We start from the raw sequence: 13,379 nt of genomic DNA on the forward strand, positions 1-13,379 counted from the left end.
GGTACCCGGTCCGCAGCTTAGCTGCCGGCTCATCCGCCCCGGCTGGGAGCACAGGACCTCGGCCTACATGACGCTGCGGCGGCCCCAGGCCACCGCAGCTCTCCAGGATAGACGATCCGCCCCCTCGGGCGTTCTGCCGTCGTTTGTGCTCCTGTCATACTGCGTTCGAGCGGTTCGACTGAGGAGACACACGGCATGCCGGCTGCAGCTAACCCCCGATTCAGCGTGATCATCCCTGTCTACGGGGTCGAGGGCTACATCCGCGAGTGCCTCGAGTCGGTGACCTCGCAGGGTTACCGGGACTTCGAGGTCATCGCGGTCGACGACTGCTCCGTCGACAGCAGCGGCGCCATCATCGACGAGTTCGCCGCCCGCGACCCGCGGGTGCGCGCCGTCCACCGCGCCGAGAACGGCGGCATCGGCGCCGCCCGCAACACCGGCGTCGAGCACGCCCGCGGCGACTACCTGCTCTTCGTGGACGGCGACGACTCGATCCGCCCCGGCTCCCTCCAGGCCATGGCCGACCGGCTCGCCGAGGCCGAGGACCCCGAGATCCTGCTCTTCGACCACGTCCGCACCCATGTCGACGGCAGCGTCGAGGCCAGCAAGACCGGCCCGTACCTGGCCGGCATCCGCGGCGAGGTCGTCCGCCCCGTCGACCACCTGGAACTCCTGCGGATCTTCGCCGTGGTCTGGAACCGCGTCTACCGCCGCGACTTCTTCACCGGCGAGGGCTACGCCTTCACCGACGGCCTGTACGAGGACGCGCTCATGGTCTACACGTCCATGGCCGCCGCCCGGCGCGTCGCGGGCCTGGAGTACGTGGTCGTCGAGTACCGCCAGCGCCGCCAGGGCAGCTCGATGCGCAGCAGCTCCCCGCGCAAGCACTTCGTGATCTTCGACCAGTACCAGCGAGTCTTCGACTACCTCGAAGGCCGCCCCGGCCTCGACGAGTACCGCAAGCTCGTCTTCGAGCGGATGGTCACCCACTTCCTCTACACCTTCGCCCGTGGCTTCCGAATACCCCGCAGCCACCGGCGCGCCTACCTGAAGCAGGCGGGCCAGACGTACCGCCGCAACGAGCCCGCGGGCTTCACCCCGCCGCCCGGCATGATCGGCCTGAAGTTCAAGGTCCTCAAGACCGGCTCGTACGCCGCCTTCGAGGCCCTCAAGGCGGTCAACGGCACCCGTGAGACGGCCTTCGGCGCCCTCGGCCGGTCGAAGCGCTGGGGCGGCCGCAAGGCCCTGCGCGCCTACTACGCCGTGCAGCGCCGCCTCCCCCTCGACGAGAGCCTCGCCGTCTACTCGGCGTACTGGGGCCGCACGCCCGGCTGCAACCCGCTCGCCGTGCACGAGGCCGCCAAGAAGCTCGCGCCGGAACTCCGCGGGGTGTGGGTGGTGAACCAGGCGTACGCCGGCAGCACCCCGGCCGGCCTGACCCGGATCGCCCCGGCCACCTTCGGCTACTGGAAGGCGATGGCCCGGGCCAAGTACCTGGTCAACAACGTCAACTTCCCCGACGCCGTGATCAAGCGCCCCGGCCAGGTCCACCTGCAGACCCACCACGGCACCCCGCTCAAGCGGATGGGCCTCGACCAGCAGAACTACCCGGCCGTCGCCCGCAGCATGGACTTCGACAAGCTCCTTGAGCGCGTCGACCGCTGGGACTACAGCGTCTCGTCGAACCAGCACTCCACCGAGCACTGGGAGCGGGTCTACCCGGCCGCCTTCCGGTCGCTCAACACCGGCTACCCACGCAACGACGTCTACTACCGGGCCACCGCCGCGGACGTCCGCCGGATCCGCGGCGAGCTGGGCATCGAGCCGGGCAAGAAGGCGATCCTGTACGCGCCCACCGTGCGCGACCACCAGAAGAACGCCTTCGTCTCACGGCTCGACCTCGCCCGCTTCTCCCGCGAGCTCGGCCCGGACTTCGTCCTCCTCGTCCGCGCCCACTACTTCTACGGCGGCGACCCGGAGCTGAACGCCCTCGCGGAGCGGGGCGCGCTCGTCGACGTGTCGCGGTACCCGTCGGTGGAGGAGCTCTGCCTCGCGGCGGACGCGCTGATCACCGACTACTCGTCGATCATGTTCGACTACGCCAACCTCGACCGGCCGATCGTGACGTACGCCGATGACTGGGAGGCGTACCGCACCTGCCGCGGTGTGACCTTCGACCTGCTCTCCGGCGAACCCGGCGAGACCCCCGGTGTGATCACGACCACCGAGGACGAGCTGATCGAGGCGTTCCGCGGCGGCGCCTGGGAGGGCGAGCGCGCCACCGCGCTGCGCCAGGCCTTCCGTGAGCGGTTCTGCATGTGGGACGACGGCTCCGCCGCGGAGCGGGTCGTCCGCCGCGTCTTCCTCGGCGAGGAGAGGCTCCGCCCGCCGGTGGTCCCCGTGACGGAACGCACCCCGGCCCCCGCACCCCACGTGGCGGAGGCCACCGGCCCCTTCGCCCCCCGCCTGTCGGACCACGACGAACTCGCCGAGGCCGACCGCTAGGACGAACGGCCGCCGACACGAACGAAGAGGCGCCCGGAGGAAGAATCCTCCGGGCGCCTCTCGCGTGCCTGTCGCGGCGGTGGGCTACTTCTTGACCGTGAGCGGGAGCAGCTTCTTGCCCGTGGGGCCGATCTGGATGTGGGTGTCCATCTGCGGGCAGACGCCGCAGTCGAAGCACGGGGTCCAGCGGCAGTCCTCGACCTCGGTCTCGTCGAGCGAGTCCTGCCAGTCCTCCCAGAGCCAGTCCTTGTCGAGACCGGAGTCCAGGTGGTCCCAGGGCAGGACCTCCTCGTACGTGCGCTCCCGGGTGGTGTACCAGGCGACGTCCACGCCGAAGTCGGGGAGCGTCTTCTCGGCGCAGGCCATCCAGCGGTCGTACGAGAAGTGCTCGCGCCAGCCGTCGAAGCGGCCGCCGTCCTCGTACACCGCGCGGATGACCGCGCCGATGCGGCGGTCGCCGCGGGAGAGGAGGCCCTCGACGATGCCGGGCTTGCCGTCGTGGTAGCGGAAGCCGATCGAGCGGCCGTACTTCTTGTCGCCGCGGATCTTGTCGCGGAGCTTCCGCAGGCGCTCGTCGGTCTCCTCGGCGGAGAGCTGCGGGGCCCACTGGAACGGGGTGTGCGGCTTGGGGACGAAACCGCCGATGGAGACGGTGCAGCGGATGTCGTTCTGGCCGGAGACCTTGCGGCCCTCGGCGATCACGTTCATCGCCATGTCGGCGATCTGGAGGACGTCCTCGTCGGTCTCCGTCGGCAGGCCGCACATGAAGTACAGCTTCACCTGGCGCCAGCCGTTGCCGTACGCGGTGGAGACGGTCCTGATGAGGTCCTCCTCCGAGACCATCTTGTTGATGACCTTGCGCATGCGCTCGGAGCCGCCCTCGGGGGCGAAGGTGAGGCCGGAGCGGCGTCCGTTCCTCGTCAGCTCGTTGGCCAGGTCGACGTTGAAGGCGTCCACGCGGGTCGAGGGGAGGGACAGGCCCACCTTGTCGTCCGTGTAGCGGTCCGCGAGGCCCTTGGCGATCTCACCGATCTCGGAGTGGTCCGCCGAGGAGAGCGAGAGGAGACCGACCTCCTCGAAGCCCGTCGCCTTGAGGCCCTTCTCGACCATCTCGCCGATGCCGGTGATGCTTCGCTCCCGCACGGGGCGCGTGATCATGCCGGCCTGGCAGAAACGGCAGCCTCGGGTGCAGCCGCGGAAGATCTCGACGGACATGCGCTCGTGGACGGTCTCCGCGAGCGGCACGAGGGGCTGCTTGGGGTACGGCCACTCGTCGAGGTCCATGACGGTGTGCTTGGAGACGCGCCACGGCACACCGGACCTGTTGGGCACGACACGGCCGATGCGGCCGTCCGGCAGGTACTCGACGTCGTAGAAGCGCGGGATGTAGACCGCGCCGGTCTTCGCGAGACGGAAGAGGACCTCCTCGCGGCCGCCCGGCCGGCCCTCGGCCTTCCACTTCCGGATGATCTCGGTCATGTCGAGGACGGCCTGCTCGCCGTCGCCGATGATCGCCGCGTCGATGAAGTCCGCGATCGGCTCGGGGTTGAAGGCCGCGTGGCCGCCGGCGAGGACGATCGGGTGGTCGACGGTCCGGTCCTTCGCCTCCAGCGGGATGCCGGCCAGGTCGAGCGCGGTGAGCATGTTCGTGTAGCCGAGCTCGGTGGAGAAGCTCAGGCCGAAGACGTCGAAGGCGCCGACGGGCCGGTGGCTGTCCACGGTGAACTGCGGGACCTGATGCTCCCGCATCAGCTCCTCCAGGTCCGGCCAGACGCTGTAGGTGCGCTCGGCGAGGACGCCCTCGCGCTCGTTCAGCACCTCGTACAGGATCATGACGCCCTGGTTGGGCAGGCCGACCTCGTACGCGTCCGGGTACATCAGCGCCCAGCGGACATCGGCGGACTCCCACGGCTTGACCGTGGAGTTCAGCTCTCCACCGACGTACTGAATCGGCTTCTGCACGTGCGGGAGCAGAGCTTCGAGCTGCGGGAAGACAGACTCGGCAGCAGACATCTCGAACCTTCGTGAGCTGGCAGGGGGGCGACTCTCAAGCGTACCCCGGTGCTCAGCGGGTCAGAGCCGCCCCGAGGCCGGGGGCCGCGGCGCGGGCCCAGACCTCGGGCAGCTCCCGCTCGGCCGTTTCGGCGGCGGCCTCCTCGCGTCCGTAGAGAAGTCCCCAGGTGAAGGCCGATTCGCCGACTCCGTGGGCCTGGAGCCCGAGCTCGCGCAGCGCCGTGCGGGCGACGACGGCGTCCTGGTGTTCGCCGAGCAGCGACTGGACGGCCTTCACCCGCTTCGACAGCCGCTTGGCGGGCTTTCCGAGGGTGGGGCGGGCCGCGTCGGCGGCGTACCGGGCGCGTTTGGCGGCTTTGCGGGCCTCGTGGAGGGCGAGGTCGCGTTCGTGGCCGGGGTCGAGGGAGAGGGCGTGCTCGACCCGGGCGGCGAGACGGCCGTGGTCCTTGCGGACGGCCCGGGCGAGGACCTCGGGGGCGTCACGGCGGGCGGCCTTGCGCAGGGGCGGGTCGGCGAGGAACGCGTCGAGGCGGTCGAGGAGCGCGAGGTAGCGGGCCGAGTCGAGGGCGGCGAGCGCCTGGCGCCGGGCGTGCCGGCCACGGGCGGCGTCCCGGCGGCGGAGCCGGGCCTTGACCGGGCCGAGGACGAGCGCGTCGGGCAGCCCGTCGACGTGGGCACGGAGGCGTTCGTCGAGGACCTCCTGGTCGCGGGCGACGCCGAGCTCTCCCGCGAGCCATTTCAGTTCCTGGCCGAGGGGGTCGGTGACGTTCCGGTCGAGGACGCGCCGGTACGTCTTGAAGGCGCTGCGCATCCGGCGGCAGGCGACGCGGAGCTGGTGGACGGCGTCGGGCAGGTCGCGCCGTACGGCGGGGTCGTAGGTGACGATCGCCTCGGCCTGTTCCCGTACGTAGGCGAGGACGGCGGCCGCCGCGGTGCCGGGTTTCCCGGGGGCGGGCGGTTCCTGGGGCGCCGCGCCGGTCTCGGCGAGGGCCCTGGCCAGTTTGGACGGGGATGTGGCGGGGTGGATGCCGGCCTTCCCGAGGCGTTTCTCGACGGCGTCGAGGACGGCGGGGTCGGTGCCGTCGGCGAGTTCCACCTCGATCTCCGTCCAGGTGGCCCGCGCGCCGCCCGGCAGCCGTTCGGCGTGGACGGTGTCGACGGAGAGTTCGGCGAGGAGGGTGCCGTCGTCGGTGACGAGGTGGCGGACGTCCCGCGCGGAGCCGAGCCGGACGACGGGGACGATCTCCTCGTCGCGGACCCGGGAGCGCAGCAGCCGCGCCAGCTCATCCGGCAGGGTGTCGGCCAGCGGGGCCCTGATCTCGTCGCGGACGCCGGGGGCGACGGGGAACTTGACGTGCCAGCCGGCGTCGTCGCCTCCGGTGCGGCGGCGGAGGGTGAGCGAGTCGGCGGCGAGGCGCAGGTCGGCGGTGTCGTAGTAGACGGCGTCGAGTTCCATGACGCCCCGGTCCACGACCGACGCCACTCCGGGGACCCGTGTGAGGTCCGGCACCGGGGTCTCGCCGGTGGCTTCGTACTTCCGCTCGGTCTCTCGCTTCGTCTCGGCCATGTCTCGCATCTACCCAGCGGTCACGCTGTCATGGGGCGCTGCACCCTGATCGACTGGAGCAGCCCGACGGCCACCCAGACGGCGAACATCGACGAGCCGCCGTACGAGACGAAGGGCAGCGGCAGGCCCGCGACGGGCATGATGCCGAGGGTCATGCCGATGTTCTCGAAGGACTGGAAGGCGAACCAGGCGATGATGCCGGCCGCGACGACGGTGCCGTAGAGCTCGGTGGTCTCGCGGGCGATGCGGCAGGCGCGCCAGAGGACGACGCCGAGGAGGACGAGGATGAGTCCGGCGCCGACGAAGCCGAGCTCCTCGCCCGCGACGGTGAAGATGAAGTCGGTCTGCTGCTCGGGCACGAACTGGCCGCTGGTCTGGTGACCCTTGAAGAGGCCCGCGCCGTACAGGCCTCCGGAGCCGATCGCGATGCGGGCCTGGTTGGTGTTGTAGCCGACGCCGGCGGGGTCGAGCTCGGGGTTGGCGAAGGCGGCGAAGCGGTTGATCTGGTACTCGTCGAGCATGCCGAGGGCGGTGACGAGGACCGCGCCGCCGACGCCGGCGCCGATCAGACCGAGGACCCAGCGGTTGGACGCGCCGGAGGCGAGCAGGACGCCGAGCACGATGACCGCCATGACCATGACCGAACCGAGGTCGGGCATCAGCATGACGATGCCCATGGGCAGGGCGGCGAAGACGAGGGCCTTGGCGACGGTGCGGTGGTCGGGGTGGAGCTGGTCGCCCGCGTCGACCTTGGCGGCGAGGATGATCGCCATGATCAGGATGATCGTGATCTTGACGAACTCGCTGGGCTGGAGGGAGAAGCCGCCGCCGATCACGATCCACGCGTGGGCGCCGTTGATGGTGGCGCCGAGCGGGGTGAGGACGGCGAGGATCAGCACGACGGAGATCGTGTAGAGGACGGGCACGGCACCGCGGAGGGTGCGGTGGCCGAGCCAGATCGTGCCGATCATCAGGGCGAGACCGATGCCGGTGTTGAGCAGGTGGCGGAAGAGGAAGTAGTACGGGTCGCCCTGGTTGAGCTCGGTGCGGCCGCGGGTGGCGGACCAGACGAGCAGGGCGCCGAGGAGGGAGAGCGTGAGCGCCGAGAGGAGGATCGGCCAGTCGAGCCGGCGCAGCACGGAGTCGCGGGCGGTGAGGCGTGCGACCGGCCCGCGGTCGGGGGCGTAGCGGGACACGGAGAAGCTCGTACGGGTCGTCATCGTGTCAGTCCCTCAGGTGGGGAGGCGGGCCCGCGAGCGGTGGTACGGCGCCACCCTCGGCGGGGTCGACCAGCTGCGACTTCGGGTCGTACGGCTTGATCGCGGGGGCGTCGATGGTGCCGTCGGCGTTGATCTTCGGCAGCGTCTTCTGCGGCTTCGGCAGCAGGGCGCGCTTGAGGTCCTGCTTGCCGGCGTCGTCGAGGCCGTAGAGGGCGTCGTAGATGTTGCGGACGGCGGGTCCCGAGGCTCCGGAGCCGGTGCCGCCCTGGGAGATCGTCATGACGATCGTGAAGTCGTCGGTGTACGTCGCCAGCCACGAGGTGGTCTGCTTGCCGTAGACCTGGGCGGTGCCGGTCTTGGCCCGCATGGGGATCTTGTCCTGGGGCCAGCCGCCGAACCGCCAGGCCGCGGTGCCGCCGGGTTCGACGACGGAGCGCAGGCCCTTGTCGAGGTCGCGGATGGTCTGCGCGCCGACGGGCAGCTTGCCGTGGGGCGTGGGCCTGATCTCGCGGATCGTCTTGCCGTCGGGGCTGATGACGGCCTTGCCGACGGTGGGGTTGAAGAGGGTGCCGCCGTTGGAGATGGCCGCGTAGGCGGTGGCCATCTGGATGGGGGTGACGAGGACGTCACCCTGGCCGATGGCGAAGTTGATGCTGTCGTAGGCCTTCAGCTGGTTGCCTTCGAGGCAGCTCTCGTACGCGATCTGCTCGACGTAGCTGCCGCCCTTCTTGCCCTGCTTGCACCAGGAGTCCTTGTTGGCCTCCCAGAAGTTCTGCTTCCACTTCCGGTCGGGGATCCGTCCGGTGACCTCGTTCGGCAGGTCGATGCCGGTCTCGGAGCCGAATCCGAAGTCGCGGGCGGTCCGGTAGAACCAGTCGTGGGCGTCCTTCTTGGGCGTGATGCCGCCGTCGCGCTGCCACTCCTTGTGGCCGAGGGCGTAGAAGACGGTGTTGCAGGAGAACTTGAGGGCGTCCCCGAGGGTGATGGGGCCGTGGCCCTTCGACTCGAAGTTGGCGAAGCTGCGGCTGCCGAGGCTGTAGGAGCTGCTGCAGTTGTACGTGTCGTTGAAGTCGTAGCCGGCGCGGACGGCGGCGCTCGCGGACACGACCTTGAAGATGGAGCCGGCGGGGGCCTGGCCCTGGATGGCCCGGTTGAGCAGCGGGTAGTTGGAGCCCTTGCTGGTCATCGCGGCGTAGTCCTTGGCGGAGATGCCGCCGACCCAGGCGTTGGGGTCGTAGTCGGGCTGGGAGGCCATCGCGACGACACGGCCGGTCTTGGTCTCCATGACGACGACGGCGCCGGCGTCGGCCTCGTACGTGCGGCCGGTGATCTTGTCGGTCTCCTTGCGGACGACCTTCATCGCCTCGTTCAGCTCGTACTCGGCGACGGCCTGGACGCGGGCGTCGATGCTGGTGATGAGGGTGGAGCCGGCCACCCCCGGGTCGGACTTCGTCTGGCCCATGACACGGCCGAGGTTGTCGACCTCGTAGCGGGTCACGCCGGCCTTGCCGCGCAGCTCCTTGTCGTACGTGCGCTCGATCCCGGAGCGGCCGACCTGGTCGGAGCGGAGGAACGGCGAGTCGGTGTCCTTGGCCTTCTCGATCTCCCCGTCGGTGACGGGCGAGAGGTAGCCGAGCACCTGCGCGGTACGGGCCTTGCCGGGCGCGGGGTAGCGGCGTACGGCGGTGGGTTCGGCCGTGATGCCGGGGAAGTCCTCGGAACTCTCACGGATCGTCAGCGCCTGCTGGGTGGTGGCCTCGTCGGTGACGGGGATCGGCTGGTAGGGCGAGCCGTTCCAGCAGGGCTTCGGCGTCTTGGAGTCGCAGAGCCGGATCTTGTTGATGACCTCGTCGGGCTTCATCTCGAGGACGCCGGCGAGCCGGGTCAGGACGGCCTTGCCGCGGTCCTTCATCTTCATCAGCTCGGTGCGGGACGCGGAGACCACGAGCCGGGTCTCGTTGTCGGCGAGCGGGACGCCGCGGGCGTCCAGGACGGAGCCGCGCACGGCGGGCTGCACGACCTGCTGGATGTTGTTGCTCTTGGCCTCGTCGGCGTACTCCTTGCCGTTGCGGATCTGGAGGTACCAGAGCCGGCCCCCCAGGGTCAGCAACAGCGAGAAGACGAGGATCTGGATGACGACGAGCCGGATCTGGACCCGCGGGGTCCGCCCGGTCTCGGGGATGTTGCTCATACCGCCGGTGCCCCCTCGGTCACAGTCGCTTGACTCCCTTGATGCGTCCGGCCCGTGAGGCACGGCTCCGGGCGGCCTTCACGCGCAGGCCGCCGCGCTGGGTGCCGATCCTCAGGCCGGTGCCTGAGGAGAGCCAGCCGGAGGCGACGTCGGTGCCGCCGCCCCCGCCGGCGTCGGCGATCGGGTCGTTCTCCGCGCGGCGGGCCAGCGCCATGATGAGCGGCACCGTGAAGGGCGCGAGGAGCAGGTCGTACACGGCCGCCGTGAACAGCAGGAAGCCGAGGCCCACGTGGCGGGCGGCGGTGTCGCCGACGAGGGCGCCGACCCCCGCGTACAGGAGGGTGGAGCCGACGGCCGCCACGACGACGACGGCCATGGGGCCGCTCGCGGACGTCAGCCGGCCGTTCTCCGGGCGGGCCAGGCCGACGAGGTAGCCGACGACGCAGAGCACCAGGGCGTAGCGGCCGGCGGCGTGGTCGGCGGGCGGGGCGAGGTCGGCGAGGAGTCCCGCGCTGAAGCCGATGAGGGCGCCGCTGACGTGTCCGTAGACGAGGGCGAGGCCGACGACGGTGAGGAGGACCAGGTCGGGGACGGCGCCGGGGAGCTGGAGGCGGGCGAGGACGGAGACCTGGACGACGAGGGCGACCACGATCAGCGTCGCGGAGAGGAGGATGCGGTTGAACTTCACGGTGTCGCGTCCCCCTGGTCCTGCGGTGCCTGCTGGTTCTGACCCTGGTTCTGGCCCTGATCCTGTCCCTGGTCCGGCTTCTGACCCTGGTTCTGCTGGTTCGCCTGGCCCTCCGGTGGCGGTGGCGTGACCGTGACGGTGACGGTCGGCGCGGGCTTGGGCTTCGGCGGCAGGACCATGTCGCGCGGGTCGGAGGCGGGTGCCTGGACGACCACGCCGACGATGTCGAGCTTGGTGAAGCCGACGTACGGACGGACGTAGACGTTACGGGTCAGGCCGCCGCCCGCCGGGTCGACGCGGACGATCTCGCCGACCGGGACACCGGGCACGAAGGGCTTGTCGCCGGCCGAGCCGAAGGTGACGAGCCGGTCGCCCGGCTTCACCTTGGCCTTGCCGTTGAGCAGCTGCACGAGCAGCGGCCGGTCGCCCTGGCCGGTGGCGAAGCCGAGTTCGTTCGACTTCTCCATGCGGGTGCCGACCGTGAAGTCGGGGTCGTTGGCGAGGAGGACCGTGGAGGTCGACGGGCCGACGGTGGTCACGCGGCCGACGAGCCCTGCGCCGTTGAGGACGGTCATGTCCCGCTTGACGCCGTCCCGCGCGCCGATGTCGAGGGTGACCGTCCAGGAGAAGCCCTGGGCCGCTCCTATGGCGATGACCTGGGCGCCCTTGATGCCGTACTGCCCGGCGCCCGCGGTCCTCAGGATGGAGTCGAGCTCGCGCAGCCGGTTGCGGTTGCGGTCGTCGCTGCCGAGCGCGGCCTTGAGCTCGGCGTTCTCCTTCTCCAGGGCGGCGATACGGGTGTGCCGCTCGCCCGAGTCCCGGACCGCCCCTATGGCGTTGCCGACGGGGTCGACGGCGGCCGCCACGCCGTTCTCGACCGGGCCGAAGACCGCCGCTGCGGCCTGCCGGGCACCGTCGACGGGTGACTCCTGACCGCCGCGGATGTCCACCGTGATCAGTGCGAACGCGATGGCGATCAGCAGCACCAGGAGCAGCCGGCTCTCTCGTGTGTCCCTCACGTGCGGCGGCCGTGCCTTTCCTCGTGGTTCGGTTGTTCGGCTGTGCGGGTGAAACGGCTGTGCGGTGGGCCGTACGGGTGGTGCTAGCGGCGCGGCTGGGCGTCCAGGACCTGCTGCAGGGCCTCGAACTCCTCCACGCACTTGCCGGAGCCGAGCGCCACCGAGTCCAGCGGGTCCTCGGCGATGTGGATCGGCATCCCGGTCTCGCGGCGGAGACGCTCGTCGAGGCCGCGCAGCAGCGCGCCTCCACCCGTGAGAACGATCCCGCGGTCCATGACGTCACCGGAGAGCTCCGGCGGGCACTTGTCGAGGGTGGTCTTCACGGCGTCGACGATCGCGTTGACCGGCTCCTCGATGGCCTTGCGGACCTCGGCGGCGGAGATGACCACGGTCTTGGGGAGACCGGAGACGAGGTCGCGGCCGCGGATCTCGGTGTGCTCGTCCTTGTCGAGGTCGTACGCGGAACCGATGGTGATCTTGATCTGCTCGGCGGTGCGCTCACCGAGGAGGAGCGAGTACTCCTTCTTGATGTGCTGGATGATCGCGTTGTCCAGCTCGTCGCCGGCGACCCGGATCGACTGTGCCGTGACGATTCCTCCGAGGGAGATGACGGCGACCTCGGTCGTGCCGCCGCCGATGTCCACGACCATGTTGCCGGTGGCCTCGTGGACCGGGAGGCCCGCGCCGATGGCCGCCGCCATGGGCTCCTCGATGATGTGCACCTGGCGGGCGCCGGCCTGCGTCGAGGCCTCGATGACGGCGCGGCGCTCGACTCCGGTGATGCCGGAGGGCACGCAGACGACGACGCGGGGGCGGGCCAGGTAGCGGCGCTTGTGGATCTTGAGGATGAAGTAGCGGAGCATCCGCTCGGTGATCTCGAAGTCGGCGATCACGCCGTCCTTCAGAGGCCGGACGGCGACGATGTTGCCAGGGGTCCGGCCGATCATCTTCTTCGCCTCGGAACCGACCGCGAGGATGCCGCCGGTGTTGGTGTTGATGGCGACGACGGAGGGCTCGTTGAGGACGATGCCTCGACCCCTGACGTACACCAGCGTGTTGGCGGTCCCGAGGTCGACAGCCATGTCACGGCCGATGAACGACATAGAGTTCCCCTTGTTTCCCATGGCTGAGGGTGGTGCGGCGTGGAGTTTTCCATCGTAGTGCCGCCCGCCCGGATACCGCGCGGTGGTCCACCTCTGTACAGGTGACGGAAGGACGCGGCGATCCGTTCCCGCGATCGGCGTTCATATGCCTGGGGGCGACCGAAATTCCTTCGGTCGCCCCACAGGGTCCTGCGTTCGGCTGACGCGGGGTCAGTACCGGTCGGTTCAGACGAGACCCGGGAAGAAGATCTTCAGCTCGCGGAGGGCGGACTCCTCCGAGTCGGACGCGTGGATCAGGTTCTCCCGGACGATGGTGCCGAAGTCGCCCCGGATGGAGCCGGGAGCGGCGGCGATCGGGTCCGTCGGGCCGGCCAGCTGGCGGACGCCCTCGATGACCCGCTCGCCCTCGACGACGAGCGCGACGACGGGACCGGAGGACATGAAGCCCATCAGCGGCTCGTAGAAGGGCTTGCCCTTGTGCTCGCCGTAGTGCTGCTCCAGGGTCTCCTGGTCCAGCTCGCGCAGCTCCAGGGCCGCCAGCGTCCAGCCGGCCTTCCGCTCGATACGGCCGATGATCTCGCCGACCAGGCCGCGGCGGACGGCGTCGGGCTTGAGCAGGACGAGCGTGCGCTGGCTCACGGGGGAACTCCTTCGGAAAAGCGGTGTGCGGGACCTCCGAGGCTACAGGCCCCGGACCCCCGTCGATTACGCAGCGTCAGGCCCTGCCGAGGCCCCGGCGGTCTGCGCCTCGGCCCAGCGCGCCTTGATGTCGTCGATCCGCCGTCCGTAGTGCACCGAGGCCCACCACAGGCCGGCGAAGACCGCGCCGAGGAAGAACATGGTGGGGACGACGAAGCCGCTGAGGACCAGGCCGATCTGCAGGGCCCAGCCGAGCTGCACCCCGCCGGGCCGGGTGACCATCCCGCACAGCAGCACCGAGAAGACCATCGCGACACCGCAGACCCACCACACGGTGGACATCGCGAGGCTGTCGTCCTTCATGGCGACGAGCCCGGCGAAGCCGATGACGAAGAACTCGCCGATGAGCGTCGACGAACAGAGCGTACGCATCC

General features: G+C 70.3%; 10 protein-coding genes. 1 reads left to right on the forward strand and 9 read right to left on the reverse strand.

All coding sequences use genetic code 11. The features are described from left to right. Nucleotides 1-195 precede the first annotated feature (195 nt). Nucleotides 196-2,505: a bifunctional glycosyltransferase/CDP-glycerol:glycerophosphate glycerophosphotransferase gene (locus ACZ4VK_RS04025; RefSeq protein WP_468348159.1), complete on the forward strand. Its 2,310-nt coding sequence runs from the start codon at nucleotides 196-198 to the stop codon at nucleotides 2,503-2,505. 84 nt (nucleotides 2,506-2,589) lie between these two features. Here ACZ4VK_RS04025 and ACZ4VK_RS04030 read toward each other — a convergent pair whose 3' ends face one another. The 9 genes from ACZ4VK_RS04030 to ACZ4VK_RS04070 all read right to left on the reverse strand — a co-directional run bounded on the left by ACZ4VK_RS04030 (nucleotide 2,590) and on the right by ACZ4VK_RS04070 (nucleotide 13,377). Further along, a complete protein-coding gene (locus tag ACZ4VK_RS04030; protein ID WP_468348161.1) occupies nucleotides 2,590-4,518 on the reverse strand; it encodes a TIGR03960 family B12-binding radical SAM protein in 1,929 nt (642 codons plus the stop codon). Nucleotides 4,519-4,570: 52 nt separating this feature from the next. Then, nucleotides 4,571-6,085: a CYTH and CHAD domain-containing protein gene (locus tag ACZ4VK_RS04035; RefSeq protein WP_468348163.1), complete on the reverse strand. Its 1,515-nt coding sequence runs from the start codon at nucleotides 6,083-6,085 to the stop codon at nucleotides 4,571-4,573. A 20-nt stretch (nucleotides 6,086-6,105) separates the two neighbouring features. Then, complete coding sequence (gene rodA, locus ACZ4VK_RS04040; RefSeq protein ID WP_468348165.1) at nucleotides 6,106-7,305, reverse strand: rod shape-determining protein RodA; 1,200 nt, start codon at nucleotides 7,303-7,305, stop codon at nucleotides 6,106-6,108. Nucleotides 7,306-7,309: 4 nt separating this feature from the next. Then, the gene (mrdA, locus tag ACZ4VK_RS04045) at nucleotides 7,310-9,496 is read right to left on the reverse strand and encodes a penicillin-binding protein 2 (RefSeq protein WP_468348167.1); all 2,187 of its coding nucleotides are present in this window, start codon (nucleotides 9,494-9,496) and stop codon (nucleotides 7,310-7,312) included. Between the two features lie 19 nt (nucleotides 9,497-9,515). Beyond that, entirely contained in the window at nucleotides 9,516-10,184 is a 669-nt protein-coding gene (gene mreD, locus ACZ4VK_RS04050; protein ID WP_468348169.1) for a rod shape-determining protein MreD, read from the reverse strand. Beyond that, the gene (gene mreC / locus ACZ4VK_RS04055) at nucleotides 10,181-11,203 is read right to left on the reverse strand and encodes a rod shape-determining protein MreC (RefSeq protein ID WP_468348171.1); all 1,023 of its coding nucleotides are present in this window, start codon (nucleotides 11,201-11,203) and stop codon (nucleotides 10,181-10,183) included. Before mreC ends, mreD begins: the two co-directional genes overlap by 4 nt. Before the next feature lie 83 nt (nucleotides 11,204-11,286). Then, entirely contained in the window at nucleotides 11,287-12,306 is a 1,020-nt protein-coding gene (locus ACZ4VK_RS04060; protein ID WP_215065773.1) for a rod shape-determining protein, read from the reverse strand. A 225-nt stretch (nucleotides 12,307-12,531) separates the two neighbouring features. Continuing rightward, a complete protein-coding gene (gene ndk, locus ACZ4VK_RS04065; protein ID WP_121830245.1) occupies nucleotides 12,532-12,945 on the reverse strand; it encodes a nucleoside-diphosphate kinase in 414 nt (137 codons plus the stop codon). 66 nt (nucleotides 12,946-13,011) lie between these two features. Further along, the gene (locus tag ACZ4VK_RS04070) at nucleotides 13,012-13,377 is read right to left on the reverse strand and encodes a DUF4233 domain-containing protein (RefSeq protein WP_468348173.1); all 366 of its coding nucleotides are present in this window, start codon (nucleotides 13,375-13,377) and stop codon (nucleotides 13,012-13,014) included. Nucleotides 13,378-13,379: the final 2 nt, after the last annotated feature.

The sequence above is a fragment of the Streptomyces sp. NPDC028711 genome, from assembly GCF_055565415.1.

What these genes read in the sequence shown, in the direction of transcription:
- ACZ4VK_RS04025 (WP_468348159.1), top strand. Translation starts at nt 196, where the DNA reads ATGCCGGCTGCAGCTAACCCCCGATTCAGCGTGATCATCCCTGTCTAC.
- ACZ4VK_RS04030 (WP_468348161.1), bottom strand. Translation starts at nt 4,518, where the DNA reads ATGTCTGCTGCCGAGTCTGTCTTCCCGCAGCTCGAAGCTCTGCTCCCG.
- ACZ4VK_RS04035 (WP_468348163.1), bottom strand. Translation starts at nt 6,085, where the DNA reads ATGGCCGAGACGAAGCGAGAGACCGAGCGGAAGTACGAAGCCACCGGC.
- rodA (WP_468348165.1), bottom strand. Translation starts at nt 7,305, where the DNA reads ATGACGACCCGTACGAGCTTCTCCGTGTCCCGCTACGCCCCCGACCGC.
- mrdA (WP_468348167.1), bottom strand. Translation starts at nt 9,496, where the DNA reads ATGAGCAACATCCCCGAGACCGGGCGGACCCCGCGGGTCCAGATCCGG.
- ACZ4VK_RS04060 (WP_215065773.1), bottom strand. Translation starts at nt 12,306, where the DNA reads ATGTCGTTCATCGGCCGTGACATGGCTGTCGACCTCGGGACCGCCAAC.
- ACZ4VK_RS04070 (WP_468348173.1), bottom strand. Translation starts at nt 13,377, where the DNA reads ATGCGTACGCTCTGTTCGTCGACGCTCATCGGCGAGTTCTTCGTCATC.